The organism is Aggregatibacter valvarum (genome assembly GCF_980468985.1).
Window position 1 is genome coordinate 371460 of record NZ_OZ413141.1, and the last position, 25598, is coordinate 397057.

Consider the following 25598-nt stretch of genomic DNA (forward strand, 5'->3'; position numbering starts at 1 on the left):
GAAATTTATTGTTTATCGCTAATCTTTTGAATTAAATTCCTTAATGATTGAATCTCACCATCCTTCTGCTCAAGCAACTTCCTCAACAATTCTTCCTTCTCATTCGCATGAGACAAAGCTAGCTTCAACCGTTCAACCTCAATCAATAACTGAGTTTCCCCTCCGCCTTGATATATAGAACCTAGTGGGGACTCAATTTGAAAACAGATATTCTTACCATCTGATTGCATTAATTCGACTACATCAATGTCGAAAACTTGTGCAATTTGCTCAAGTTTATCTAAGTAGATTTTACTTTCACCACGCTCAATTTTAGCATAGCCATTTAATGACATATTCAGTTTTTCAGCCATCTGTTCTTGCGACCAATCCTTTGCTTCTCGGATCTTTCGAATCTTCTCATTGACACTCATTTTGTACCTGTAAAATTTCTTGAATACCCACTACTAGGGTAGTTGATAGAGATTGCCAGTTGCTACAGCAAAATAACCACGTTATGTATTATAGCTATATTTAATGCGGGTTTTTACTAAAAATTTCCCTAAATTTCTTACACTAATCATTATAGGTTTTTTATTATGAATAAGCTATATCCATCTTTCGCTGTGATGTTTTTATCTGCAAATGTTTTCGCTTTATCACCTTTAGAGCAAGCTAAAGTAGATACCGTTACAAAGGTCTATCAAACCAATGATTTAGAACGCTACTCAACAAAAGATTTTGCAGATTTACAAATGAAGGCAACAAATATTCATAATGAAAATGAGTATGAATACGGTGGAACGTGCCTTTCGGAGTTCTGGATTTATGGAATGGTAAGAAATCAAGTCGAGGCAACTCCTAGTGTAAAACTGGATAGTGAGCAGGTGAATGTTATGCTCAGAAATAAGAGAGGATCAATTAGTTTAAGCTATCAAATGGACTGCAAAACCAATCAGTGCTTAGTATCGGATGTGATTACTGAACAAGGACGTAGTTACAAGAAAAACTTGGCTTCTTGCATCAAGAAATATCAATAAGGAAATATCATGAGAAAAGCAGTTATCGCCGTAGCATTAAGCCTATCATTAACATCTTGTGCCGAAATTGCGGATGGGCTTCGAGATGTTTCACAAGGTACATTTGTGAAGAAAAGGGTCAATAATCCATTCAGAACGGAGCAGACCACTGATTCGTCTTTTTACGACAGTCTGGTTAAGCTATCTCAAGGTAAGGCAACAGGTTCATCTATAAAGATGGAAACATCCGATCTTATGTTCTTTAAGGCATTAAACCATAATACTTTAATTCAAGAAAATGAAGTAAATTATGACTACGACCAAGTCGAATTATTAAGTAATGAATTAAAACGTCATAAAATCTTTGTTAAAGAAAGTAAAGCAGGTGAAAAATGTTCATCTCCTTTATCAAATGATAAAGGCTACTCAGCATCGACCCATGAATTTATATTCAATGGTAAAAAACTATACATTATTGCATATGGAACAGTGTGTGGTAGTTGTTTACATAGACCAGTAGTGATAACGAAAAATCAACCATGTAAAACCCTTAATATTCTCTAAAATTTAAAAGGAAACACAATGAAAGAACTTATTTATTTTTATCTTCTTGTTGGTTGCTATGTTGCACATCGCAGAACAGCTACTCTTGATGCAAATACACCTGAATTTTTGAAAACATATTTAAAAATAATGTGTACTTATCCTAAAGAATTAATTAACAAAGTACCTAGTTTCAAGAAAAAAGAACCTGATAACTCTGAACAGCAATAGGAGTATCAAATGGCTTTCAATAAGTTTGGAAAATATATTTTTCCTGTTGTAGCGACAATTTTTACTGCTGATGTACTTATACCAAGCATTTCTCCTTTGCAAGCTATTCCTGTATTTCAAAAAGAAATTGAATGCGATGATTATGTAGTTGAAGAAACTGTACGTCGCTTTATTAATGAAGGAGTAAAGCAGCAGAATGTTCAAGCAAATAAACTTGCTCAATTTTTTGTTGGACACGCAACCAATGGATTAGACCGTTCAAATCCATTATGGGATACGTTTGCTAGAGGTTTTGAAGGTGCAGGTCGTATTGTCGAAAATACAACTAGACCACAAAACTTTATTTCCTTTGCTTCTTTTGAAGCAAAGGAGATTTCCAATGATTATGGGATAAAGCGATGTAGAGTTATTGCGAATACAGTTCATAATATGATGTCGGGAAGAAGTGAAATACAGACTCATAACTTAACTATAAATATTAGTGAAAATCAAATTATTGTTGATTAACAATCAATAGCGAGCTTCAGCTCGCTATTTTTATACTTGCAAATCGGTCAAACGTTGTTCTAAAATACCCTACCTTAGGGAAGTCTTCCTAAGTAAATATATTAATTAGCCAAAGAATGCATTATTTGCCTATTGCCATTACTAATTGGCATGCGTGAATGTTTAGGCGACAGAAAAAATTTCATCTTTATGAGTTTTCTGTTTTGACACTCACGATTTATCTCATTTTTCAATGAGTTTTCCCACAAATTCCTTGTGGAGTATTAACGGTATTCGAGGCACAAACGCTTTGAGCCGACTTGAGATTTTCAGGTGGGCGATTTTTCGTGTCTGGCGTTTAGCAAATCTCGAATGCCTTGTACTACACAAGGAAATTCGCAATGGCTCAACATTATTTACTTTCAAGCAAATCAAAAAACATCAATTTAAAAGATATTTTACGCCTTACAGAAGAAGATGCTTTTCACCTTTTAAAAACTCACCGTTGGGGAAATACTGGTAATATTCGTGATGTGTGTTGTCCACATTGCGGCATTCGTCACGAAGCCTACTTCCTTGATTCTCGTAAACGTTGGTGTTGTAAACATTGCAAACGCCATTTCTATATCACTACAAATACCGTTTTCGCTTTTCATAAGGTTAAATTAGTCGATATTCTTGCGGTCATTGTGATGATGGTAAGTTGCTCAAAAGGTATCAGTGCGATTGATGTTAGTCGCCTTCTCCATTTGAATTACAAAACGGCTTTCGTACTTTGCCACAAGTTGCGTGAAGCCCTGTTCAAAACGCGTGATTTACGCCCAATGCAAGGCGAAATTCACGAAGATGGAGCTTGGATTAACTTCACGCTACGCAAGCCAAACTACCGTAAAAACAACCATAAACAACGCCAACAAGCGGACGAAAAAGGACGGAAATTTCCCAAATTTAGACCGACTAAACGTTGCATTATCAGTCTTAACCAACGTTCCGCCAATGATGAACAAATGTGGGGTTCTAACCGCACCATCGTGGCAATGGATTATACCGAAAACGCTGACACTGTATTCGCCTTAAATCAACGTTTCATCACCGTAGGCAGCGATATTATGTGTGATGAAAACCCTGCCTACAACAATCTTAATTTTCATTACAACCGTTGGTCGGTGAATCATCAAGAGGCTTATAGTGCAAAAGGTGTAAACAACAATCTAGCAGAGTCTTTCAACGCCAGAATGCGAGATTTAATGCGTGGCACACACCATAAAACCGATAATAAATATGCCTTACATTACGCCAATCAAGCGGCATTTATGTCAGACAATCGTAGAAAATCGAATGGTGAATTATTCTCCGACGTGCTTCAACGCTGTCTATGGGTATTGCCACTCAAAGAATGGGTCGGTTACTGGCAAGGGAATCACCGTCAAGGTGAGTTAATCGGAATGAAAGCCTTTTCCCCCGAAGAAATTTCACAAAACTACTTCAAGCGACTAGAAGAACAAATGAAGTACGATGAAATGCTGTTAGCTGCGTAGATTGCAATAGCTAGAAAGGGATAATTAGCTTACCGAAATCACGGTCGAGCGGATTTCTCATGCCTAAATCAGCGGAAAATGAAGAATTTGCGTGAAAAATAGCGTAGAATTTCAGGAAAAATAAATGCCTTTCGCAAGATCATCTCGGAAAGGCACTTAATTTGGAATGCGGTTTTAGTCAATTTTCGGTCTTTGTGCAACTGCTACATAATACCGAAGTTTTGTAAAAGGCACCGCACTTTTTTCGGCTAAAAATCTTGTCATCCTAGACTTTAACGACAAAATTCTCTATAATCCGCAACGTTTTTTCCGCCCCCATAGCTCAGTCGGTCAGAGCAGTCGACTCATAATCGATTGGTCACAGGTTCAAGTCCTGTTGGGGGCACCACTTTCGCTATACTACATCATTTTATTCCCCTCAAAAACCCACACGACAAATAAAAATCTACCGCATAGCATCCGCTGAATCGCCGTACCGTGCAACTTATTGCACGAAATTGTAAATGCTCTAAAGGGTTAAATGACGTGCCGCGCGTGGTTCGATCGTGCATCAAGATGCACGCTACAATATGAAATAATGCTCTTCGTAGCGTGCAACTTGTTGCACGAAATCGAAGAAAAGACGATTGGCAAAATTATATTGAAACAAAGGTTGTAACGCGCTGTGGTGGGAGTTGAACCCACAATACCGCGATTGCTCGCTGACTTACCATTAGTCTACACAACGCATTACTGTGCACCACCCTATATACCTGCTAAAACAAAGTCAAATGCTCTATTAATGCCACAGGGCAAGTGATCGTCCTATTTTTTGCGATACACAATAAACCTAAACAAATTACCTGTTTTTATGTTTGATTTAATCATATATTGCAGATTGAACGATATGCGTTAAATCTCTGCGAGTCATTAACGTAAACGCTTGTTCTCTTCCGTCTCCGGCTCTAAATCGAGTTTTTCCATCAATAAACGGTCGCCGTCTTCTTCAGGGTTGCCCGTCACAAGCAGTTTGTCGCCGTAGAAAATCGAGTTAGCCCCCGCCATGAAACACATTGCTTGCATTTCTTCACTCATGCCTTGGCGGCCGGCGGATAGGCGAACGTAACTATTTGGCATGGTAATGCGTGCTACGGCAATGGTGCGTACAAATTCTGTCCAGTCCAAATCTTCTGCATCGGCAAGCGGTGTGCCTTCGATTTTCACTAATTGGTTGATAGGCACGGATTCCGGTTGCGGATCCAAATTCGCCAAGCTGGCAATGAGTCCTGCGCGTTCTTTGCGGGTTTCGTTCATGCCTACAATCCCGCCGCAACATACTTTCAAGCCGGCTTTACGCACTTTGCCTAAAGTACTGATACGGTCGTCAAAACGGCGTGTGCCAATCACTTCGCTGTAATGTTCCGGTGCGGTGTCTAGGTTGTGATTGTAGTAATCCAAACCCGCGTCTTTTAATTCTTCCGCCATGCCATCTTGCAATAAGCCAAAAGTACCGCAAGTTTCCATACCGAGAGATTTCACCGCTTTGATAATTTCTGTTACTTTCGTGATGTCTTTCGGTTTTGGCCCACGCCATGCGGCGCCCATACAGAAACGACCTGCCCCACGCGCTTTGGCGATTTTGGCTTTCGCGACAATTTCTTCCACGTTTAATAACTCTTGATTTTGGACGCCTGTATGATAACGTGCTGATTGCGGACAATACCCACAATCCTCCGGGCAGCCGCCGGTTTTAATCGACATTAAGGTAGAAAGCTGAATCGCGCGTGGATTGAAATTTTTGCGATGGATTTGTGCCGCGCGATAAACCAAATCTAAAAATGGGGTTTCAAATAGGGCTTCTACTTTGCACACCGACCAATATTCTGCGGTTGGATGCGGTGTGATGGAGTAAATTTGTAAGGTACTGGTTGACATAGGTTTCTCGATAAATTAAATACTGGGACTTCTCGGTGTGAACGCAAGATTCACACCTAATGCATTGACAATTTTAGTAATTGTTTCAAAGCGAGGTTTACTCTCGCCGGACAAGGTTTTATATAAACTTTCACGGGGAACCCCGGAATCTTTCGCCAGCTGCGTCATACCTCTTGCCTTGGCGACATTTTTTAGAGCAAGTAAAAATTCCGCTTCTGAACCATTCTCCAACGCATCCGTTAAATAAAATGCAATGGTTTCTTCGTCTGTGAGATATTTTGCAGCATCATATTCGATAAACTTCATGAGACTTCTCCTTGTTGGTATTCAAGCCATAATTTAATTGCTTCATCAATATCCTGTTGCTGGCTGCGTTTATCGCCACCACTGATTAAAAAATAAGTGATTTCGCCTTGCCGAGCATAATAAATTCGATAACCTTTTCCGGTATCAATGCGCATTTCATAAACACCTTGCCCAACAAACTTGCAATCGCCGAAGTTGCCTAATCTCGCACGATCTAATCGACGTGTGATCATCGCAACCGCCAATTTATCTTTTAGATGACTTAACCATTTATCAAATTTTTCACTGGTTAAAAGTACGTTCATATTATCCCTTAATTTTGGTTTATTGTAATCTAGAGATTACATTTTTTGTTTCTCCTATCATATCAATTCATTACTAATGCGCTTATCCGACCATTTTCAATACGAAGCATACGATCCACTTTGCCCGTCAGCTCTGACGGTTGGTGCGTGACAAGCAACAATGTTAGGTTTTTACTGTGGCAAAGTTCATCAATCAAATTGAGCATGTCCATTCTCAATTCAGGATCGAGCGCAGAAAACGGTTCGTCCAACAATAAAATCGGTTTATCACGCAATAAACAACGCGCCAATGCGACCCGTTGTTTTTGTCCGCCCGACAAACTGTTTGGCAGACGGGATAAAAAGGAGGTTAATCCTACCGCATCAGCAACCTGTTCGATCTGATCTTGCTCAAGTGCGGTCAATTTTAAGCTTGTTTTTAAGCCCAATGCCAAATTTTGTTGCACGGTTAAATGGGGAAATAAGTTGTTCTCTTGAAACAACATGGACACGGGGCGCTCATAAGGCGCGCTTTGCGTATGATTTTCACCGTTGAGCCAAACCTCGCCACGGGTGGGCAAAACAAAACCGGCAATTAAATTTAACAACGTACTTTTACCCGCACCGCTTGGCCCGACAATGGCAATACGTTCCCCTTCCACCACCTGTAAATCAAACATCATTGGCAGTGCATCATCAGCTAAAAATACGTTATCTAAGCGAATCATGTTGTTCCCTTTGATTTTCAATTAAAGCGAAAATAGCGCCGCATAATAACAGCAAAATACCGGCAGTGACAGCGGCCTCTTGGTGACGATAACTGCCTAATTGTTGATACAACAAGTGCGGCAATGAGGTGAATTCTTGGTTACCGAACAGCGCAATCGCCGTGAAATCCCCCAATGAAAGCGCAAATGCCAAGGCAAGCGCATAGTTTATCGGTGTACGAAGTGAATGCCATTCAATCAGACGAAAACGTTGCCAGCCGACAATCCCAAGGGAATTACACAAGCGTTCGTAATACAACATATTGTTGTTGAACGGCTCGGTCAAAATGCGCAGTACGAAAGGCATGGCACTCAAGGCGTTACAGGCAACGACAATGGCAAATAAATGAGCGTTGCTAAAATCCACGTCACGCAACAATAAAAATAACCCCATCGCCAATACCAAAATGGGAATCGCCAAAATCACCATGCCGGCATTGAGAATAAACTGCGCCGTTCTCACATAATAAAGCCATTGCAAACGGCGAGATAATAACAATAACGTCACCGCCATCAGTAACGCCAGCAAGGCGGACGCAGGCGCAATAGTTAAAGAGTAGGTTAACGCTTTCCACAGTTGCGGATTGTGCCACGCCGTCAGCCATTTTCCGGATGTCAGCGCGCTAAACAAAATATTTAACAATGGAGACAACATAAAACACACAAAAACACCGAGCAAAAAAACATGGAAAATTTTGACCGCACTTTTTGATGGACTCAGCCAACGATACGGGCTGCTTAACGTGGTTTGTGAAGCCGTGTTGAACAGACTGCTAAACGTAAATAGCAGCAAACAAAACACAAACTGCAATAAGGCAAACACTGCAGCTTTCGGCAAGTCAAATTCAAATAAAATCGCCTGATAAATCGCCGTTTCCAGTGTGGTGTATTGCGGCCCGCCCCCAAGAGTGAGCACCACCGTAAAACTGGTAAAACAGAGCATAAAAATCAAGCTGAAAGTCGGCAATATCTGCTGACGCAGTGCATACCATTCCACCAAGCGCACAAAACGCCAGCCACGAATATTCAGTTGCGCCGCCAACTGATGCTGTTCATAAGGAATGCTTTCCAAACTTTGTAAAAACAGTTTGGTTGCCAGTGGAATATTAAAGAAAAGATGCGCAATTAAAATCCCCGATAAACCGTAAATGCTGCCCGTCCAAGTGCGGTCGAAAAAATGGAAGAATTGCGCGATCCAACCGGAGGCGCCATAAATGCCAATTAAGCCAAAAATCGCCACCAATACCGGCAACACAAAAGTCAGCGACATGATTTTCAGTAAAAAGGCTCTGCCGACAAATTCCACATAATAAAAAGCACGAGCGAGTAGCATGCCGAAGAACAGGGATAACAACGCAGAAAGCAACGCCTGCCCGAAGCTAAAAGCAATAACGTGATGTAAATAGCTATCGTCAAAGAGCTGTTGCCACTGAAACTCACTGCCTTGCGCCAACACGGCACGCATGGCAAAGCCATAAAGCAACGAAATCAGCAAAATAACGCTAATTCCGCCCACATAATGACGCGGGCGGAATTGCGGGTTAGAAAAAAGCGAACGGGTAAACAATGAACGAGACAACCAAAACATCGTTCGAATTATTTAGTCAATGTAGTTTGCCATTGATTAATCCAACTCCGCAACATTTCCGGGGTAACATTAGATGTATTCAAGAAAGACTGTTTCAACACATTTTCTTTTAGGGCATCAAAGTGTGGTTCAACCGGCGCTTGGATCACCGGGAACATCACATTTGCCGTGACAATCGGCTTTTGTGCTTCCGGTGTTACCAAAAAATCCATGAAGTGATCTGCGCATTGATTTTTATGCTCTGCGATTCGTGCCGCCAATTCCACTTGCATCACATTGCCTTCAGCAAATGTGGTTGCCGCATAATTGTCTTTATTTTCAAATAATTGGTGATATAGCGGCGAAGTGGTATAACTTAATACGACATCCGCTTCCCCTTTCAGGAATGCGCCGTAAGTGTCAGACCAGCCCTTGCCCACAGTGACTGTGTGTTTAGCAAGTTGCTGCCAGGCTTGTGCCACTTGGTCTTCAGGATAAACCGTATTCATCCACACTAATAAACCACGTCCCACGCTGCTGGTGCGCGGATCTTGATAGATCACACGTAAATCTTCACGCTCAACCAATTCTTTTAGGCTTTTCGGTGGATTTTTCACTTTATTTTTATCGTATATAAAGGCATACGTGCCAAAATCGTAAGGCAAGAACGTGTTATCCGTCCATTGATTTGGCAAAGAAAGTTGGCTTAAGTCGATGCTATTTGAATCAAATAATTGGCTTTTTTTCGCTTCATCCAACACAAAATTATCCAAGCCTAACACGATATCCGCTTTGGTTTTATGGCCTTCTAAACGCACGCGGTTAAACAACGTACCGCCACTTTCAAACGGGATATAATTCACTTTACAAAGCGGAAATTGCTGTTCAAATGCCTGCTTCACTTTCGGACCGGCACCCCAATCAGACGTAAAAGAATCGTAAGTATAAATATTCACGGTTTCTTCGTAATGATTCGCCAATGCCATGCCGGCGTATAAAGAAAGTGCGGTCAAAATTAACGTTGTTTTTTTCATGTGTCTGTTCCTCAGTCTAAATTACAGTTTATTTTGATAAGCCCAATGATTAGTCGGCCCATGTCCATGACCGATATTTAACGGATGGCTAATTGCCGCCGTAATGTAGTCTTTTGCGGTTTTAATCGCCTGTTCCACGGAAACGCCTTTGGCAAGCTCCGCCGTCATACAAGCGGAGAACGTGCAACCCGTACCATGGGTTTGCGCTGTCGCATAACGTGGGCTTTCTAAAGTAAATTGTGCGCTAGGAGTAAACACCCAATCGCGACACACCGCACTTTGCGAATGCGCGCTGTGTCCGCCTTTAATCACCACGGTTTTCACACCACGTTCCTGCAAAATTTGCGCCGCGTGTTGCGCCGTTTGATCGTCAATGACCTCTACGCCTGTCAGTGCCTTGGCTTCCGGCAAGTTCGGCGTAATCACATCCGCCAACGGCAATAAAAATGTATTCAAAGAATCGACCGCACTTTGTTGCAACAATGGCGCACCGCCTTTTGCGATCATGACAGGATCTAACACCAACATGCCGAAGTGATACTGCTTTAATGCCTCAGCGACACATTCGATAATCTCTGCTGTGCCTAACATACCGATTTTAAAGGCGCTAATCGTGAAATCATCAGCAATCGCTTTCATCTGGCTCTGAATGGTTTGAAGGGGGATGGTGTGAATATCAAAGACACCTAAGGTGTTTTGCGCCGTGACGGCCGTAATCACCGAGGTGCCAAACACACCACGCATTTGAAAGGTTTTTAAATCAGCCTGAATTCCGGCACCACCGCCGCTATCTGAGCCGGCAATGGTCAACGCCTGCGCGACTTTACTCATAACGTCCTCCGCCATTTACCGGCACAGAACGACAAAACGCATATTGCATCATTGTTCCTTTTTTAATGAAAAAAGATAATCAGCAATAATGACGAATGAAGAAGATGTGGAGAAAAAGAAAGGCAGTGTGATTTTCTCGTTAGTTTCCTACGTCAGTATTAACTGTATCAGGTTCACGGGTATGATCTCAGCACAAAGCACCCCGACTAATAACGAGATTCAGTCTATCTATTTTGCAGTGAGAGGGCAAGGGATTTATCAAGAGCACATCAATGACAGCTTGTTGAAAACTAAGTGTATATGGGGAAAAAAGAAAAAAGTGAAAGTGTGTATGGCTGGGGTACTAGGATTCGAACCTAGGGATGCCGAGATCAAAACCCGGTGCCTTACCGCTTGGCGATACCCCAATAGAATATTAATAAGAAATGAGAGCTTGAAAATAGTATGGCTGGGGTACTAGGATTCGAACCTAGGGATGCCGAGATCAAAACCCGGTGCCTTACCGCTTGGCGATACCCCAACAACTACGTTGATATCAATGAAATAAATGGTGCGGGACGAGGGACTTGAACCCACACACCTCGCGGCGCCGGAACCTAAATCCGGTGCGTCTACCAATTTCGCCAGTCCCGCAATAATGGTGGCTATGACGGGATTCGAACCTGTGACCCCAACATTATGAGTGTTGTGCTCTAACCAACTGAGCTACATAGCCATTCATTTGCATTATCTCATTGACTTTGCGCGGCGTATTATGCGGATATTGCTTTTGCTCGTCAACTCTTTTTTTATGAAAAAAACTATTTTTGGCGCATTCGAATAGAGATTAAGCAAATCGTATTAGTTTTGTTCATTGCAGGTAGATAACTGACCTTATTTAAGAGGAGATTCAAAGCGGTAAGGTTGTTTTTAGTTAATTAAAAATCAATGTTTTTCTCAAAATGTGATCTGACGCATATTTTTTCCTATATGGCGGTGCTATTATGTGAATGACAAAAAATAACCCTGATCAGATAAGGAGTCGATTATGTACAAACATGTATTAGTTGCAGTAGATCTTTCAGAAGAAAGTCCGGTTCTTTTGAAAAAAGCAGTGGGTGTTGCACGGCGGCATGATGCGAAATTATCCATCATCCATGTAGATGTAAACTTTTCGGATCTTTATACAGGTTTGATCGATGTCAATATGGTCTCCATGCAGGATCGAATTTCCAGCGAAACTCAACAAACATTGTTGCAATTAGCTGAACAAGCAGGGTATCCGGTGAGTGAGAAATTAAGTGGAAGTGGTGATTTAGGGCAAGTTCTATCAGATGCGATTGAACAATATGATGTGGATTTGCTTGTGACCGGGCATCACCAAGATTTTTGGAGTAAGTTGATGTCTTCAACTCGCCAAGTGATGAATTCCATTAAGATTGATATGCTTGTTGTTCCTCTTCGTGAAGAATAATTGTTAAAGCTCACCTGTTATTAAAGGCAGAAAAAAAGAACCGCACTTCACGAAGTTAGAGCGTAAGTGCGGTTTTGTTTTCTTCATTTTTAAGAAAAGCGAAATGGTTTCGTAAAAAGTTTTTCTATAAATGTAAAAAATATGCAAGAATAGGAAGTTACGCAGTAATTTGTAAATAATTAAGTAAAGACGTTAAAGTTTAAGGCTTATAAATGAAAACAACAGCACAAATTCGACAAGCATATCTGGATTTCTTTCATAGTAAAGGGCATCAGGTTGTAGAAAGCAGTTCTCTCGTTCCGGATAATGATCCGACATTATTATTTACCAACGCCGGGATGAACCAATTTAAAAATGTTTTTTTAGGATTAGAAAAACGCCCTTATACCCGAGCAACCACTGCACAACGTTGTGTGCGTGCCGGGGGAAAACATAACGATTTAGAAAATGTGGGTTATACCGCAAGACACCATACTTTCTTTGAAATGTTAGGGAACTTCAGTTTCGGTGATTATTTTAAGCATGATGCCATTCATTACGGTTGGGAGTTTTTGACTTCTCCACAGTGGCTAGGGTTACCAAAAGAAAAATTATGGGTAACCGTGTACGAAACCGATGATGAAGCCTATAACATTTGGCATCAGGAAATCGGTATTCCGGCAGAACGCATTATTCGTATCGGTGACAATAAAGGCGCACCTTATGCTTCGGATAACTTCTGGCAAATGGGTGATACCGGTCCTTGTGGTCCTTGTACGGAGATTTTCTACGATCATGGCGATCATATTTGGGGTGGACCTCCTGGCTCTCCTGAAGAGGATGGTGACCGTTATATTGAAATTTGGAACATCGTGTTCATGCAATTTAACCGCCATGCTGACGGTACCATGGAGAAACTTCCAAAACCATCCGTGGATACCGGTATGGGCTTGGAACGAATCAGTGCGGTATTGCAACACGTTAACTCCAACTATGATATTGATATTTTTAAAACCTTAATTGCCAAAGTGGCAGAGTTAACCGGTGAGAAAGATTTAACCAATAAATCATTACGTGTTATTGCTGACCACATCCGTTCTTGCGCGTATTTAATTGCTGATGGTGTTGTGCCTTCCAATGAAGGACGTGGTTATGTGCTTCGCCGTATTATTCGTCGCGCAGTACGTCATGGACATTTACTCGGTGCAACAGAAGCATTCTTCTACAAACTCGTCCCAACATTGATTGATGTGATGGCAGAAGCCGGTAAAGAAGTGAAAAAACATCAAGCGACAGTGGAAAAATTCTTGCGCTTGGAAGAAGAACAGTTTGCTCGCACATTAGAACGTGGTTTGACCTTGTTAGATGACGCGTTGGCTAATGTAAAAGAGAATATCTTGTCCGGTGAAGTGGCGTTCAAGTTATATGATACCTATGGTTTCCCTCTAGATTTAACCGCAGATGTTTGCCGTGAGCGTGGCATTGCGATTGATGAAGAAGGCTTTGAGCGTGAAATGGAATTGCAACGCGTTCGCGCACAATCGGCAAGCCAATTTGGTATGGACTATAACAGTGTAATCCGTGTTGACGGGACAACCCGTTTTGAAGGATATACCGAGTCAGAAACACTGGCAAAAGTGACCGCACTTTTCCATGAGGGAAATCCGGTGGAATCGATTTCAGCGGGTCAAAGCGCCGTAGTTATTTTAGATAATACGCCGTTCTATGCAGAATCCGGTGGCCAAATTGGTGATATCGGTCGTTTAGAAGGCAATGGTTTTTGTTTTGACGTAAAAGACACGCAAAAATATGGTCAAGTGTTTGGTCATATTGGTGAGCTCACACAAGGGAGTTTATCTGTTGGGCAGTCTGTAAATGCAGTGGTTGACGATGTTCGCCGTCAACGTATTTCGTTAAATCACTCCGCAACACATTTGTTGCATGCTGCATTACGTCAGGTATTAGGTGAACATGTCGCACAAAAAGGCTCACTTGTTTCCGATACGTTGTTACGTTTTGACTTTGCTCAACATGAAGCCATTAGCAAAGCGCAGTTGGCTGAAGTTGAACGTATTGTGAACCAGCAAGTAAGAGCCAATAATCCAATCCAAACCGACATTATGGAGTTGGAAGCCGCAAAAGCAAAAGGGGCGATGGCGTTGTTCGGTGAGAAGTATTCCGAACAAGTTCGTGTCTTAACGATGGGTGATTTCTCTATTGAGTTGTGTGGTGGTATTCATGCAAAACGCACGGGAGATATTGGATTATTTAAAATCGTAACAGAAACCGCTGTGGCAGCAGGTATTCGTCGTATTGAAGCGATTACCGGTGAAACGGCAATTGAATGGTTACAACATCAACAAACTTTATTGAATCAAAGCGCTGAATTACTGAAATCCGATGTGAATTCTATTGTGGATAAGATTTCTCTGTTGCAAGATAAATGTAAGAAAGTTGAGAAAGAGTTACACACGTTAAAAGAGAAAGCTGCACTTCAAGCCGGTAATGAGTTGGCGCAAAGTGCGGTCAAAATTAATGGTGTTTCTGTGATTGTGCAGCAGCTTGATGGTATCGAAGCGAAGTCTTTACGTGCAATGGTGGATAGCCTGAAAAATCAATTAGGCTCTGCCGTCGTGGTGTTTGCTTCTGCGTTGGATGAAAAAGTTAACTTAATTGTTGGCGTAACGCAGGATCTAACAGCCAAAGTGAAAGCCGGTGAGCTCGTGAATTTAATGGCTCAACAAGTCGGTGGTAAAGGCGGTGGTCGACCTGATATGGCGATGGCTGGTGGTACTGAACCGCAAAATATCAACAAAGCATTATCTGTTTGCTCTGATTGGTTAAAAGCAAATTTATAATCTTTGTTTCCTGTTAATTAATCGTCGGCACTTATGATCTCATAAGTGCCAAAGTACAAAGTATTGTTTAATGTTTGATAGGGATGTTGGAAGCAAAATAGGGAAGTTGGAAATAAACTATAAAAGGTGAGGAGTTTATATGCTGATCTTAACCCGTAAAGTTGGCGAGAGCTTGCTCATCGGCGATGATGTTTCTATCACGATTCTTAATATACGAGGCAACCAAGTAAAAATTGGCGTGCAAGCCCCGAAGGATGTTTCCGTTCATAGAGAAGAAATTTACCAGCGTATTCATCAAACTAAGGATGAAAACAAAGTATCGTAATTTTTATTTTATGGGCAGTTGAAGTAAGTCGGTGATAAGTCAATTGACTTGCCAAGAGCTTGCGGCGTCTATGTTTGTTCAAGTGAACTTCATAGGATATTGTTTATCGTATAGGTCGTGTATGTGGGTGGTTTTTTAGGCTCAAAATTATTGTCGTTGCCGGTGATGTTCGTTTAACGAGCGAAGAACTAAAAAATACGGTGACAAATGGATTATTGAATTCCGGTGTTAATGTAATTGATTTTGGTGAAACGGGGACAGAGGAAGTCTATTTTGCTACATTATTTTGAAAAACAATGGCGGTTAAACTGACTATAAAACAACAACCCGACTGAGTATATCGGACTTAAATGCGTGAATCGTCATGCGTTAATCGTAGTTTAGAAGTATTACTTTCATAAGGTAAATTAACCTCAACTTGCAAACGAAAGATACGCTTTATTTCACCAGTAGAAATTCATAAAAAACTTACCGCACTTTTTTGAAGTGGAAAGGTGCGGTCTTTTTATATTAAGGAAAATAAATATGAAAGCAATTATTCCTGTGGCCGGCTTAGGCACACGTATGTTGCCTGCAACAAAGGCAATTCCAAAGGAAATGTTAACGCTGGTGGATAAACCACTTATTCAGTATGTTGTTAATGAATGTGTTGCTGCAGGTATTAAAGAAATTGTATTGGTTACCCACTCTTCTAAAAATGCTATAGAAAATCATTTTGATACCTCTTTCGAGTTGGAAACCATGTTAGAAAAACGGGTAAAACGCCAGCTCTTAGAAGAAGTTCGTTCTATTGTACCAAAAGATGTCACCATTATGCATGTTCGCCAAGGGAATGCAAAAGGCTTGGGGCATGCGGTATTATGTGGTCGTCCGTTAGTCGGAGATGAGTCTTTTGCGGTGATCTTACCGGATGTGTTATTGGCGGAATTTTCAGCTAATCAGAAAAAAGAAAACCTCGCGGCCATGTTAAAACGCTTTAATCAAACAAAAGCCAGTCAAATTATGGTCAGCCCTGTTGCACCGGAAGCCGTAAGTAGCTACGGTATTGCCGACTGTGGTGGCATTGAAATTCCGCCGGGTGAAAGTGCAAAAATTAATAGTATTGTGGAAAAACCAAGTGTTGAGGAAGCGCCATCTAACTTAGCGGTTGTGGGGCGTTATGTTTTCTCTGCAGCAATTTGGGATTTATTGGAAAGAACACCGATTGGCGTTGGTGATGAAATTCAATTAACCGATGCGATTGATATGTTAATTGAAAAAGAAACGGTGGAAGCGTTTCATATGACCGGTATTTCTTACGATTGTGGCGATAAAATTGGGTATATGAAAGCGTTCGTCGAATATGGCTTACATCACAATAAACTGGGTGGTGAGTTTAAATCTTACTTAAAAGCATTGACTTCATCATTTCAATAAGCCGTCTTGTTTCGTCTAAATTGATTTATCCTGAAGATACTTAACCCAATCTGATGCTCGTTGTCAATTAAGCATCAGATTGGGTTTTGTTATTTGTCGTAGCAGAATTTACTTCACCGATCCAAAGGGGAATACTTAAGGTGACGGCCAGTCCACCTAACCGACTTCGATTTGCCCAAACACGTCCATGATGACTTTTAATGGTATGTGCAACAATGGATAACCCTAAACCGGTTCCGCCGGTGGTTCGCGTTCTTGCTTCATCTACTCGATAAAAGGGTTTGAAAATTTTCTCGTATTCTTCTGCGGGTAATCCGGCGCCATCATCTTCTGTGAGAATCACTAATTCGTGGTTTTCAATATAGAAGTGAATCACAATCTTAGAAGAAGTGTACTTTAAGGCATTTCTAATCACATTTTCGACCGCACTTTGAAGGAGTTCGAGATTGCCGTTGATGCGATAATTCTCCGGATGGAAAATATAGAGATTGCTAAGAAACAGAATCTTTTTCTGTTCGGCTTCAAACTCCGCATCTTCTAGTATGCCTTCCCATAAGGCAGCGATTTCAAAAATTTCTCTGCCTAAATGGCTATTGAGTTGTTGTCTTGATAATTGTAATAAGTCATTGATCATTTTATCTAAGCGTTGGGCTTCAGTATCAATGCGCTGGATATTTTCATTTTCCCCTAAGCGTCTTCTCAATAAAGCAGTTGCAAGCTGTAAGCGCGTTAATGGCGTTCGTAATTCATGTGAGATCGAGGAAAGTAATGTGCGCTGGTTATTTAAAACGTCTTCCAATGATTGTGTCATTCGATTAAAACTTTGCCCAACTTGACGTAATTCCAGTAGCCCTTTCTTCTCTAAGTTTTTGTCGATGGTTAAATGTCCCATTGCAACGGCATTCGCAGCTTGCTGCAAATTGCGTATCGGACCGCCGATACTTTGTGAAAGCCACCACAATAGAGGCGAGGAAATCAGAATGACTAAAATAATTAGAAAAATAGGACGTTCGAAAATATAAGTGAGGATTTCTTTTTGTGCACTAATTCGATTAATAAAAAAGCATTGATACGTTGCGTCTTGTTCGCCTAGTTTAATCGGAAAAGGGCCTACGATTTGGGAATTGCCATAAATCCGCTTTAACGGTTTGACTTGAACAGGGTTACTGAACATGAATTGTCTAATGGCTTTTTCTTCGTCCGGTAACATGCCTAGAAGTTGACCGCTATGAGAGACTAATATCGGGTGATCACTAAAAAATTCAGCCGGAAAGATAATATCGCCATTGAGTAATTTTGAAAATTGATCATGCTGAATGGCGGATTCAATTTTATTCTCATATCGATGAATTTCATTTTCTTTTAAATTGGAATAAACATGTGCATCAAAATAGGGAAGAAGAAAAATGAAAAGTAACAAGATAAATAAGGTCAGCCAGAAAAAGAGAAAGATCCGGATAGTCAGAGAATTAAATGTAAACGTTTGCTTTTGCATAATTTTAAAATGAAAAAAGGCTATATCAATATAGCCTTAGAGGATTTATTGTTTTTCAGTGATTAATAAATACCCACGCCCCCTTAAGGTCTTCATCCATTGTAAGCCATCTGAACGGGGAGGTAATTTTTTGCGTAAATTAGACATATGCATGTCAATTGAGCGGTCAAATGAAGCCAGTTTTTTTCCAAGCACTTCAACGCTTAAGACTTCTTTAGGCACAATGATACCGGGATTTTTAATCAAGTGGAGCAGCAAGGCAAACTCTGTTCCGGTGAGCTCTAAATCCTGATCACCGGCGAGCACTTGTTGTCTTCCCGGATATAACGTAATACCGGCAAATTCAATTTTCTCAACATCAGTCTGTGTCGCCATTTTATTGGCTTGATCGACGCGTCTTAAGATCGCTTTAATTCGTGCGATCAACTCACGATCATTAAAAGGCTTAGGAAGATAGTCATCCGCACCAAGTTCTAGGCCTACTATGCGATCAATTTCATCGCCACGTGCAGTTAACATAATGACCGGCGTCGAAAAGTTTTTTCTGATTTGTTGTAGGGTTTCGATGCCGTTTAGAACAGGCATCATGACATCGAGCAATACTAAGTCGTAGGTTCTATCAAGTGCTGTTAGTGCCTCTCTACCGTTGCGTACGACATTAACTTCAAACCCTTCCAATTCTAATAATTGCGATAAAAGATCCGTTAATTCTGCATCGTCATCAACAAGTAAAATTTTTGCCATAACAATCCCCTGATTCATGGTTTATTGCGAATTATTTTTTGCCGAATTGCCACCAACGTTTTTTCGGCGCTTCAGGCGCATTAATAATCGTGTTATTTGGGGCTGCTTGCTCTTCATTCGGTAATGGTTTATCTAAATCAAAGTGGCTCACGGTGCCTTTTTGATCGAAATTAACCACTAACGTATGTTGCTCCGGCGTTTCGTAGGCTTTTTGTTGTAAGAAAACATAGTACCAAGTATTGCTACTGTATGGATCAACCAACACCGGCGTGCCTAGTAAATATTGAACTTGTTGAGTTGTCATACCGGTTTTGAGTTGTGCTACGCTGGAGGCTTGTAAGTAATTGCCTTGTGGCACATCAATACGATAGACCACTTTGTTGATTCTGGAACAAGCGGTCACGCTCAATGCAAAAATTAATGTGGTGACAATAAATTTGAATTGCATTTTTGCCTTTTATCCTCTGTAAATAATGAAAAATGATGATACCGAAAGTTTAATTAATTGCCAAATTAATTCTCTTCTTTTAGCCGGCGTTGTAATTGATCCCGCAAGTTTGGCGGCAATCCTTTAATCGTCAACGTATCGGTAGTTTCATCCCAAAGAATGCGTTGATTTAGTAATTCCGCATCAAAACTGATGGTGATGCCTTTGCCAGAACCGGAAAATTTGGTTAACGATTTAAGTGCGGTGCGAATTGGTGGAATACTGTCTTCCAATCCATAGTTTTGTTCTTGTGCGAATGCAACAAAAGGTTGCTGATTGAGCGTTGGTAACGTATCGGAAAGTTCCGTCAACGTAATTTCCTCACCGCTATTTATTTGACCTTTACAGTATTCAAACACCTGCTTTTTCACGGCTTGAGTTTGTTCTGAATTGAGTTCGCCTTGTACGCAGTAATCACTCACCGCTTGCAATAAGCATTGGTTTTGTACTTGTGGATTGAGCCCTTCTTCTGCGCCTAAGAAATCCATAAAAAAATCGGCGATCTTGCGTCCCACGCGACCTTTAATAAAGGTGAGATAACGATTGGAATTGGCATTGAGTTGTAAATCCGTCAAATTAATGCGAGCAGCAATGTCAAATTGCGTAATATCGAGATATTCTGTGCGTTGAATTTCCAGCTGATCGTTGACTAACATACTGACACGACTGTCCAACAGCGCAATAAATAAGTAATCGGTCGCCAAGAAATTATATTGGCATAACACTAACGTACCGCTGTCGGCAAAGTGATATTTCCCCAATTCGGCAAGCAATAAATGGGTTGCTTCGTGGCTGAATGGCAGAAAATCCAGTTCATTTTCCAACAATCGGTTAAGGCATTGGGCAAACGCCGAAGATTCTTGAAACACGCCGTATGCTTTGGCTTTATTTTGATAGCCCTGATGTAATTGCAACATCATTTGCTCTACTTCAGGGGTGATGGTTAATAATTGTTCACGCAGAACACAGCTTAATGGTGGCAGATTGTCGCCTTCCGGCTCCGCCTTGATAATTTGATGAAGAATAATTTGTTTAACTGTAATGCTCATAAAATCACCTTAAAAAACGCCCGCTATTATAACCGCACTTTTTAACAGAACTAACAAAATATGTTAGGATTAGCCCAATTATCGGTTAATATACGTAACGCTTTACATTAATTGGCTAATCAAACATGGCAATTCAATCAAAATATCAAGATAAACAAATAGATGCAATTTTAAACGACATGATCGCAGTGCTTGAAAAACACCAAGCGCCATTGGATTTATCCTTAATCGTCTTAGGCAATATGACCACCAATTTGCTCACCGGCAGCTTGGGGAAACAACAGCAAAAGGTGCTGGCACAAGCCTTTTCTGAGGCACTACTCAATTCCATTAACACAGCGAAATAATTGGCAATGTGGAAATTCAACAGCAGACAATATCGTGAAGAAACCTCACAGAAGATTTCGTGGGGGCACTGGTTTGCTTTTTTTAATATTCTTTGGGCCATTTTTATCGGTGCCCGCTATGCGTTTATTATTGACTGGCCGGATACGCTCTTTGGCAAAATTTACTTTTTCATCAGCTTATTAGGGCATTTTAGTTTCATTGTATTCGCCTTTTATTTGTTGGTGATCTTCCCCCTCAGTTTTATCGTGAAGAACCATCGCACTTTTCGTGGACTCACGGTCATTCTTGCCACAATCGGCAATACTTTATTATTGGTTGACACGGAAGTTTTTGTGCGGTTTAACCTGCATTTATCTTCCCTTGTTTGGAATTTGTTGGTGAATCCGGAAAACGGCGAATTGTCGCGTAACTGGCAACTGTTCTTTACGCCGATGCCGTTGATTCTATTAGTGCAAATGTTGTTTTCCCGCTGGTCTTGGCAAAAGCTGCGTAGTTTGGAACGACAAAAATGGTTAAGAGGTGTTGGCGTCTTTTTTGTTTGCACTTTTATTGCCACTCATCTGATTTATGCGTGGGCGGATGCTTATTTATATCGTCCGATTACGATGCAACGTTCCAATTTCCCGCTGTCTTATCCGATGACAGCGCGCTCTTTCTTGGAAAAACATGGTTTTATCAATAAGCAAGAATATTCCCAACGCCTCGAACAAGAAGGGCGTTTAGACGCGTTAGCGATTAATTACCCGAAAAATCCATTGCTTTTTGAGGCACCGCAAGAAAAGACTAACGTGTTGCTGATTACGGTTTCCGGTTTACGTTATGATGCCGTTGATATGGAGACCATGCCGAATTTGGCGGAGTTTGCCCAACGTTCCATGCAATTTACCAACCATTACAGTAGCGGCAATAATAACAATGCCGGCTTAACCGGGTTATTTTACGGATTAAACGGCAGCTATACCGACAGCCTGCTCAGCAATAAGACGTCCTCTGTTTTGGTTGAACGTTTTGCACAGCAACAATATGTGCAAGGCTTATTTTCTGCGAATAAATTTGATAACGCGATTTTCCGTCGTGCAATTTATCCGAAAGCGAAGTTAAGCGGTGATAATAGCAACCCAGCTGCGGTGCAGTCCTTGAAACGCTGGTTGGATTCCGCTAAACAACAGGAAAAACCGTTTTGGGGATATTTGAGTTTAAATATTGAACCCAATTTGGCGCAAGATAAGTATCAGCAACAGCTTGGCAAACTGGATGAACTTTTCGGTCAACTCTTGCCGGAATTGGATTTGCCGAACACGATTGTGGTGATTACTGCAGAACATGGCTATCGTTTCAGCACGTTAACAGAGAAAGAAGAGAACAACGATTTCTCTCGTGATGAAGTGCAAGTACCGATGATTGTGCACTGGCAGGATTTGCCGGCGACAAAAATCACGAAATTAACTGCTCATGTCGATTTATTGCCGGCGTTGATGAAACACGTTTTCAACGTAAAAAATCCGATCAGGGATTATGCGCAAGGGCGCGATTTATTCGATTTAAAACAAGCTACAGATTGGGTCTTAGTTTCCAATTATCGTTGGAATGTGATTATTCTGCCGGACGGCACGCAATATCATATTGATGCGCGTGGAAACTATCAAAAATATGACCGCACTTATCAGAAGATTTCATCAGAAAGACCGCCGTTAGGTTTGTTCTTAGAAGTGTTCAATAAAGAGCGATCATTTTTAGAAAAATGATTGAAAATGCGCCTGACTAATAGCCAGAATCAATTATATTTTTGTGCCGCCGGGTTTTATACTAGCGCGCAATTTCATTAGGACAAATACGATGTTATTAATTAAAAATCTGCGAATTTTTTATAACATTATCTGTTATTTCAATGCATTGTCATTGAACGCCTGCCTATTTTCAATTAATACAAAATCCTCTTTTATGAGGATTTTTTTCTATTTGCTCCCTGCCTATCCTTCAAATTTACTTATGGAGTCACTATGACGAAAAGTCACGTTCGTAGTTTTAAAACTTATATTCGCGATGAAATTATTAAAAAAGGCGGCTGGGTGAATGCGCATGCGCATGCGGATCGTGCCTTTACCATGACACCGGAAAAAATTGGCATTTATCAAAGCTGTAATTTGCAACAAAAATGGGATTTAGTAGATGAGGTGAAACGCACCTCTTCAGTGGACGATTACTATGCCCGTTTTTGCCAATCTATTGAATTGATGATTTCCCAAGGGGTGACGGCTTTCGGTACGTTTGTGGACATTGACCCGGTGTGTGAAGACCGAGCGATTATCGCCGCCCACAAGGCACGTGAAGTCTATAAGCATGACATCGTCTTGAAATTTGCGAACCAAACTTTAAAAGGCGTGATTGAGCCCACTGCGCGCAAATGGTTTGACATCGGTTCCGAGATGGTGGATATGATTGGTGGCTTGCCATACCGTGATGAATTAGATTATGGACGTGGTTTGGAAGCCATGGATATTTTGTTGGATACCGCCAAATCACGCGGCATTATGTGTCATGTTCACGTGGATCAATTTAATTCACCGACAGAAATTGAAACAGAACAGTTGTGTGACAAAACCATTGAACACGGTATGCAAGGGCGCGTGGTCGCCATTCACGGCATCTCCATTGGATCGCATTCCAAAGAATATCGTTATCGTCTTTATGAAAAAATGCGCCAAGCACAAATGATGATGATTGCTTGCCCGATGGCATGGATTGACAGTAATCGTAAAGAAGAACTCATGCCGTTCCACAATGCGTTAACTCCAGCCGATGAGATGATTCCGGAAGGCATTACGGTGGCGATTGGTACGGATAATATTTGTGATTACATGGTGCCGTTGTGCGAAGGGGACATGTGGCAGGAATTGAGCTTATTGGCTGCCGGTTGTCGTTTCCCGGATTTAGATGCCATGGTGAATATCGCCAGTATCAACGGTCGTAAAGTCTTAGGCATTGATTAATCAAATAAAATACCGAGCCATAATGCTCGGTATTTTGGTTTTAAAGTGCGGTCGTTTTTTGAAATGTTTTTAATCCGTATGTTCACTCAAAAAACCACCGCTTTGGTGTTGCCATAATTTGGCGTAGAGACCGTTTTGTGCGAGCAGTTCGGCATGGGTACCTTGTTCTACGATTTGTCCGTGATCCAACACAATCAGACGATCCATCGCGGCAATGGTAGATAAACGGTGCGCGATGGCGATAACGGTTTTATTTTCCATCATTTTATCTAGGCTTTCTTGGATCGCCGCTTCTACTTCGGAATCTAACGCACTGGTGGCCTCGTCCAATAACAAAATCGGCGCATCTTTTAACATCACGCGGGCAATGGCGATACGTTGGCGTTGCCCACCGGAGAGTTTTACACCACGTTCGCCAACATGGGCATCATACCCCTTGCGTCCCTGCGCATCACTTAAAAACGGAATAAAATCCGCCGCTTCGGCACGTTCAGCCGCATCAAACATTTCCTGCTCGGTGGCGTTTGGTCTGCCGTACACGATATTATCACGCACGGAACGGTGCAATAACGAGGTATCTTGCGTCACCAAGCCGATTTGACTACGCAGGCTTTCCTGTTGCACATCCATGATATTTTGTCCATCAATGGTAATGGATCCATGCTGGGCTTCATAGAAACGCAATAATAAATTCACAATGGTGGATTTACCCGCGCCGGAACGTCCGATTAAGCCCACTTTTTCACCCGGTTTAATGGTTAAATTAAAATGGCGCAATAAAGGTTTTGCCGGATCATAGGCAAAACTCAGGTCATTGAATTTAATCTCACCCTGCGTCACTTTTAGTGGCAGGCAATTCGGCTTATCTAAAATAGTCTGCGGCTTAGTCAGCGTATTCATACCGTCATTGACCGTACCGATATTTTCAAACAAACGTGCCGATTCCCACATAATCCAACGGGACAAGCCATGAACGCGTAATGCCATGGCGGTGGAAGTGGCAATGGCGCCGACGCCAACGAGGTTTTGTTGCCATAGCAGAACACCAATGATTGCCGTACTTAAAATCAACACGACATTATTGATGTAAGTTAAGCTGTCTAACGACGTTGCCAAACGCATTTGGGCGTGCACCGTGACCATAAATTCTTCCATAGAACGTTTGGCATAACTTGCTTCTCGATCACCATGGGAAAAGAGTTTCACCGTAGCAATATTGGAATAGGCATCAGTGATTCGCCCTGTCATTAATGAACGGGCATCCGCCTGACGTTGCGCCGTTTTGGAAAGACGGGGAATTAACAAACGCAAAATGGTGATAAACAGTACAATCCAAACGAAGAAAGGCACAAGGAACCAACTATCTAATGAGGCTAACACCAAGCCAGAGGTGACAAAATACACTACCACATAAACTAACATATCGGCGATGGTCAGCACTGTATCACGCACTGCTAAAGCTGTCTGCATGACTTTGGCTGACACCCTGCCGGCAAATTCGTCTTGGTAAAAACTTAAACTTTGCCCCAACATCAGACGATGGAAATTCCAGCGCAGGCGCATCGGAAACACGCCTTGTAAAGTTTGTAAACGCACTGCAGAGGCTAAAAACAGCCACATAATGCTAAAGACCAACAAGCCGCCCATCCCCATGAGCCAATGGCCTTTTTCCTGCCATAAGGTTGCTGGGGTATAAGTCCCTAACCAATCCACCAACAAGCCCATAAATTGGAATAACATGGCTTCCATCACACCGTTGCCGATCGTCAGCACCGCTAACAGCAAAATCCAACCCTTCATTCCCTCAATGCTAGACCAAATAAAGCGGAACAACCCTTTATCCGGTGTTTTCGGCGCTTGGTCGGGATAGGGGTTCAAGCGATGCTCAAACCAACTAAAAATTTTATTTAACATGTCCTCTTTCCTTAAAAATAAAAGGCAACCACGCTGTTGCC

At 41.5% G+C, this 25598-nt stretch carries 25 protein-coding genes, 6 tRNA genes, 1 pseudogene and 1 riboswitch; of the genes and pseudogenes, 14 read left to right on the plus strand and 18 right to left on the minus strand.

Annotation, left to right across the window (positions count from 1 at the left end; all coding sequences use genetic code 11):
* Positions 1-5: 5 nt before the first annotated feature.
* The gene (locus AC30SF_RS01685) at positions 6-413 is read right to left on the minus strand and encodes a helix-turn-helix domain-containing protein (protein ID WP_315027521.1); all 408 of its coding nucleotides are present in this window, start codon (positions 411-413) and stop codon (positions 6-8) included.
* A 165-nt stretch (positions 414-578) separates the two neighbouring features.
* Between AC30SF_RS01685 and AC30SF_RS01690 the strand changes: the two genes are divergently transcribed.
* The 6 genes from AC30SF_RS01690 to AC30SF_RS01715 all read left to right on the plus strand — a co-directional run bounded on the left by AC30SF_RS01690 (position 579) and on the right by AC30SF_RS01715 (position 4184).
* The gene (locus AC30SF_RS01690; RefSeq protein ID WP_489607364.1) at positions 579-1019 is read left to right on the plus strand and encodes a hypothetical protein; all 441 of its coding nucleotides are present in this window, start codon (positions 579-581) and stop codon (positions 1017-1019) included.
* 9 nt (positions 1020-1028) lie between these two features.
* Positions 1029-1562, plus strand: a complete 534-nt coding sequence (locus tag AC30SF_RS01695; RefSeq protein ID WP_489607365.1) for a hypothetical protein — start codon at positions 1029-1031, stop codon at positions 1560-1562.
* An 18-nt stretch (positions 1563-1580) separates the two neighbouring features.
* Positions 1581-1772 carry a hypothetical protein gene (locus AC30SF_RS01700; protein WP_061869977.1) on the plus strand — a complete coding sequence of 64 codons (192 nt, stop codon included), beginning with the start codon at positions 1581-1583 and terminating at the stop codon, positions 1770-1772.
* 9 nt (positions 1773-1781) lie between these two features.
* Positions 1782-2279 (plus strand): hypothetical protein, encoded by a 498-nt coding sequence (locus AC30SF_RS01705; RefSeq protein WP_489607366.1) that lies wholly within the window; start codon positions 1782-1784, stop codon positions 2277-2279.
* Positions 2280-2659: 380 nt separating this feature from the next.
* On the plus strand, positions 2660-3796 hold the full coding sequence (locus tag AC30SF_RS01710) for an IS1595 family transposase (RefSeq protein ID WP_489607367.1): 1137 nt from the start codon (positions 2660-2662) through the stop codon (positions 3794-3796).
* A 311-nt stretch (positions 3797-4107) separates the two neighbouring features.
* A tRNA-Ile gene (locus AC30SF_RS01715) sits at positions 4108-4184 on the plus strand.
* Positions 4185-4454: 270 nt separating this feature from the next.
* Here AC30SF_RS01715 and AC30SF_RS01720 read toward each other — a convergent pair.
* The 12 genes from AC30SF_RS01720 to AC30SF_RS01775 all read right to left on the minus strand — a co-directional run bounded on the left by AC30SF_RS01720 (position 4455) and on the right by AC30SF_RS01775 (position 11214).
* Positions 4455-4524, minus strand: a tRNA-Cys gene (locus tag AC30SF_RS01720).
* Between the two features lie 181 nt (positions 4525-4705).
* A complete protein-coding gene (gene bioB / locus AC30SF_RS01725; RefSeq protein ID WP_489607368.1) occupies positions 4706-5710 on the minus strand; it encodes a biotin synthase BioB in 1005 nt (334 codons plus the stop codon).
* A 15-nt stretch (positions 5711-5725) separates the two neighbouring features.
* The gene (locus AC30SF_RS01730; protein WP_290521858.1) at positions 5726-6016 is read right to left on the minus strand and encodes an addiction module antidote protein; all 291 of its coding nucleotides are present in this window, start codon (positions 6014-6016) and stop codon (positions 5726-5728) included.
* Complete coding sequence (locus AC30SF_RS01735; protein ID WP_314116386.1) at positions 6013-6321, minus strand: type II toxin-antitoxin system RelE/ParE family toxin; 309 nt, start codon at positions 6319-6321, stop codon at positions 6013-6015. The genes AC30SF_RS01730 and AC30SF_RS01735 overlap by 4 nt, the downstream gene beginning before the upstream one ends.
* Positions 6322-6383: 62 nt before the next feature.
* On the minus strand, positions 6384-7028 hold the full coding sequence (gene thiQ, locus AC30SF_RS01740) for a thiamine ABC transporter ATP-binding protein (RefSeq protein ID WP_489607369.1): 645 nt from the start codon (positions 7026-7028) through the stop codon (positions 6384-6386).
* Positions 7012-8655, minus strand: coding sequence for a thiamine/thiamine pyrophosphate ABC transporter permease ThiP (thiP, locus tag AC30SF_RS01745; protein WP_489607370.1), 1644 nt, complete (start codon positions 8653-8655; stop codon positions 7012-7014). Before thiP ends, thiQ begins: the two co-directional genes overlap by 17 nt.
* Positions 8656-8663: 8 nt before the next feature.
* The gene (gene thiB / locus AC30SF_RS01750) at positions 8664-9668 is read right to left on the minus strand and encodes a thiamine ABC transporter substrate binding subunit (RefSeq protein ID WP_489607371.1); all 1005 of its coding nucleotides are present in this window, start codon (positions 9666-9668) and stop codon (positions 8664-8666) included.
* Between the two features lie 21 nt (positions 9669-9689).
* Positions 9690-10499 carry a bifunctional hydroxymethylpyrimidine kinase/phosphomethylpyrimidine kinase gene (gene thiD / locus AC30SF_RS01755; protein WP_489607372.1) on the minus strand — a complete coding sequence of 270 codons (810 nt, stop codon included), beginning with the start codon at positions 10497-10499 and terminating at the stop codon, positions 9690-9692.
* A 127-nt stretch (positions 10500-10626) separates the two neighbouring features.
* Positions 10627-10714, minus strand: a riboswitch (TPP riboswitch).
* A 117-nt stretch (positions 10715-10831) separates the two neighbouring features.
* Positions 10832-10906 (minus strand) — tRNA-Gln (locus tag AC30SF_RS01760).
* A 38-nt stretch (positions 10907-10944) separates the two neighbouring features.
* Positions 10945-11019, minus strand: a tRNA-Gln gene (locus tag AC30SF_RS01765).
* 28 nt (positions 11020-11047) lie between these two features.
* Positions 11048-11132 (minus strand) — tRNA-Leu (locus AC30SF_RS01770).
* Positions 11133-11137: 5 nt separating this feature from the next.
* A tRNA-Met gene (locus AC30SF_RS01775) sits at positions 11138-11214 on the minus strand.
* A gap of 312 nt (positions 11215-11526) precedes the next feature.
* On the opposite strand from AC30SF_RS01775, the gene uspA reads away from it, so the two are divergent.
* The 5 genes and pseudogenes from uspA to galU all read left to right on the plus strand — a co-directional run bounded on the left by uspA (position 11527) and on the right by galU (position 16530).
* Entirely contained in the window at positions 11527-11952 is a 426-nt protein-coding gene (gene uspA, locus AC30SF_RS01780) for a universal stress protein UspA (RefSeq protein WP_021615195.1), read from the plus strand.
* Positions 11953-12164: 212 nt separating this feature from the next.
* On the plus strand, positions 12165-14789 hold the full coding sequence (gene alaS / locus AC30SF_RS01785; protein WP_489607373.1) for an alanine--tRNA ligase: 2625 nt from the start codon (positions 12165-12167) through the stop codon (positions 14787-14789).
* Positions 14790-14928: 139 nt separating this feature from the next.
* Entirely contained in the window at positions 14929-15114 is a 186-nt protein-coding gene (gene csrA / locus AC30SF_RS01790; protein WP_021615192.1) for a carbon storage regulator CsrA, read from the plus strand.
* Between the two features lie 95 nt (positions 15115-15209).
* Positions 15210-15401 (plus strand): annotated as a pseudogene (locus AC30SF_RS01795) (phosphomannomutase CpsG); the annotation flags it as partial.
* A 238-nt stretch (positions 15402-15639) separates the two neighbouring features.
* Entirely contained in the window at positions 15640-16530 is an 891-nt protein-coding gene (galU, locus tag AC30SF_RS01800) for a UTP--glucose-1-phosphate uridylyltransferase GalU (RefSeq protein ID WP_489607374.1), read from the plus strand.
* A 67-nt stretch (positions 16531-16597) separates the two neighbouring features.
* On the opposite strand, the gene cpxA is transcribed toward galU, so the two are convergent.
* The 4 genes from cpxA to yejK all read right to left on the minus strand — a co-directional run bounded on the left by cpxA (position 16598) and on the right by yejK (position 20305).
* Positions 16598-18025, minus strand: coding sequence for an envelope stress sensor histidine kinase CpxA (gene cpxA / locus AC30SF_RS01805; protein WP_489607375.1), 1428 nt, complete (start codon positions 18023-18025; stop codon positions 16598-16600).
* Between the two features lie 45 nt (positions 18026-18070).
* The gene (locus tag AC30SF_RS01810) at positions 18071-18769 is read right to left on the minus strand and encodes a response regulator (protein WP_209363288.1); all 699 of its coding nucleotides are present in this window, start codon (positions 18767-18769) and stop codon (positions 18071-18073) included.
* 31 nt (positions 18770-18800) lie between these two features.
* Positions 18801-19217 (minus strand): outer membrane protein assembly factor BamE, encoded by a 417-nt coding sequence (gene bamE / locus AC30SF_RS01815; protein WP_295976603.1) that lies wholly within the window; start codon positions 19215-19217, stop codon positions 18801-18803.
* A gap of 65 nt (positions 19218-19282) precedes the next feature.
* Positions 19283-20305, minus strand: a complete 1023-nt coding sequence (gene yejK / locus AC30SF_RS01820) for a nucleoid-associated protein YejK (RefSeq protein ID WP_489607376.1) — start codon at positions 20303-20305, stop codon at positions 19283-19285.
* A gap of 125 nt (positions 20306-20430) precedes the next feature.
* Here yejK and AC30SF_RS01825 point away from each other — a divergent pair, with 125 nt between their 5' ends.
* The 3 genes from AC30SF_RS01825 to AC30SF_RS01835 all read left to right on the plus strand — a co-directional run bounded on the left by AC30SF_RS01825 (position 20431) and on the right by AC30SF_RS01835 (position 23643).
* Positions 20431-20652, plus strand: coding sequence for a YejL family protein (locus tag AC30SF_RS01825; protein WP_021615186.1), 222 nt, complete (start codon positions 20431-20433; stop codon positions 20650-20652).
* A gap of 6 nt (positions 20653-20658) precedes the next feature.
* Positions 20659-22398 carry a DUF3413 domain-containing protein gene (locus AC30SF_RS01830; RefSeq protein WP_489607377.1) on the plus strand — a complete coding sequence of 580 codons (1740 nt, stop codon included), beginning with the start codon at positions 20659-20661 and terminating at the stop codon, positions 22396-22398.
* A gap of 255 nt (positions 22399-22653) precedes the next feature.
* Positions 22654-23643 carry an amidohydrolase family protein gene (locus tag AC30SF_RS01835; protein ID WP_021615183.1) on the plus strand — a complete coding sequence of 330 codons (990 nt, stop codon included), beginning with the start codon at positions 22654-22656 and terminating at the stop codon, positions 23641-23643.
* Between the two features lie 69 nt (positions 23644-23712).
* On the opposite strand, the gene AC30SF_RS01840 is transcribed toward AC30SF_RS01835, so the two are convergent.
* Entirely contained in the window at positions 23713-25557 is a 1845-nt protein-coding gene (locus tag AC30SF_RS01840) for an ABC transporter ATP-binding protein (protein ID WP_489607378.1), read from the minus strand.
* Positions 25558-25598 lie beyond the last annotated feature (41 nt).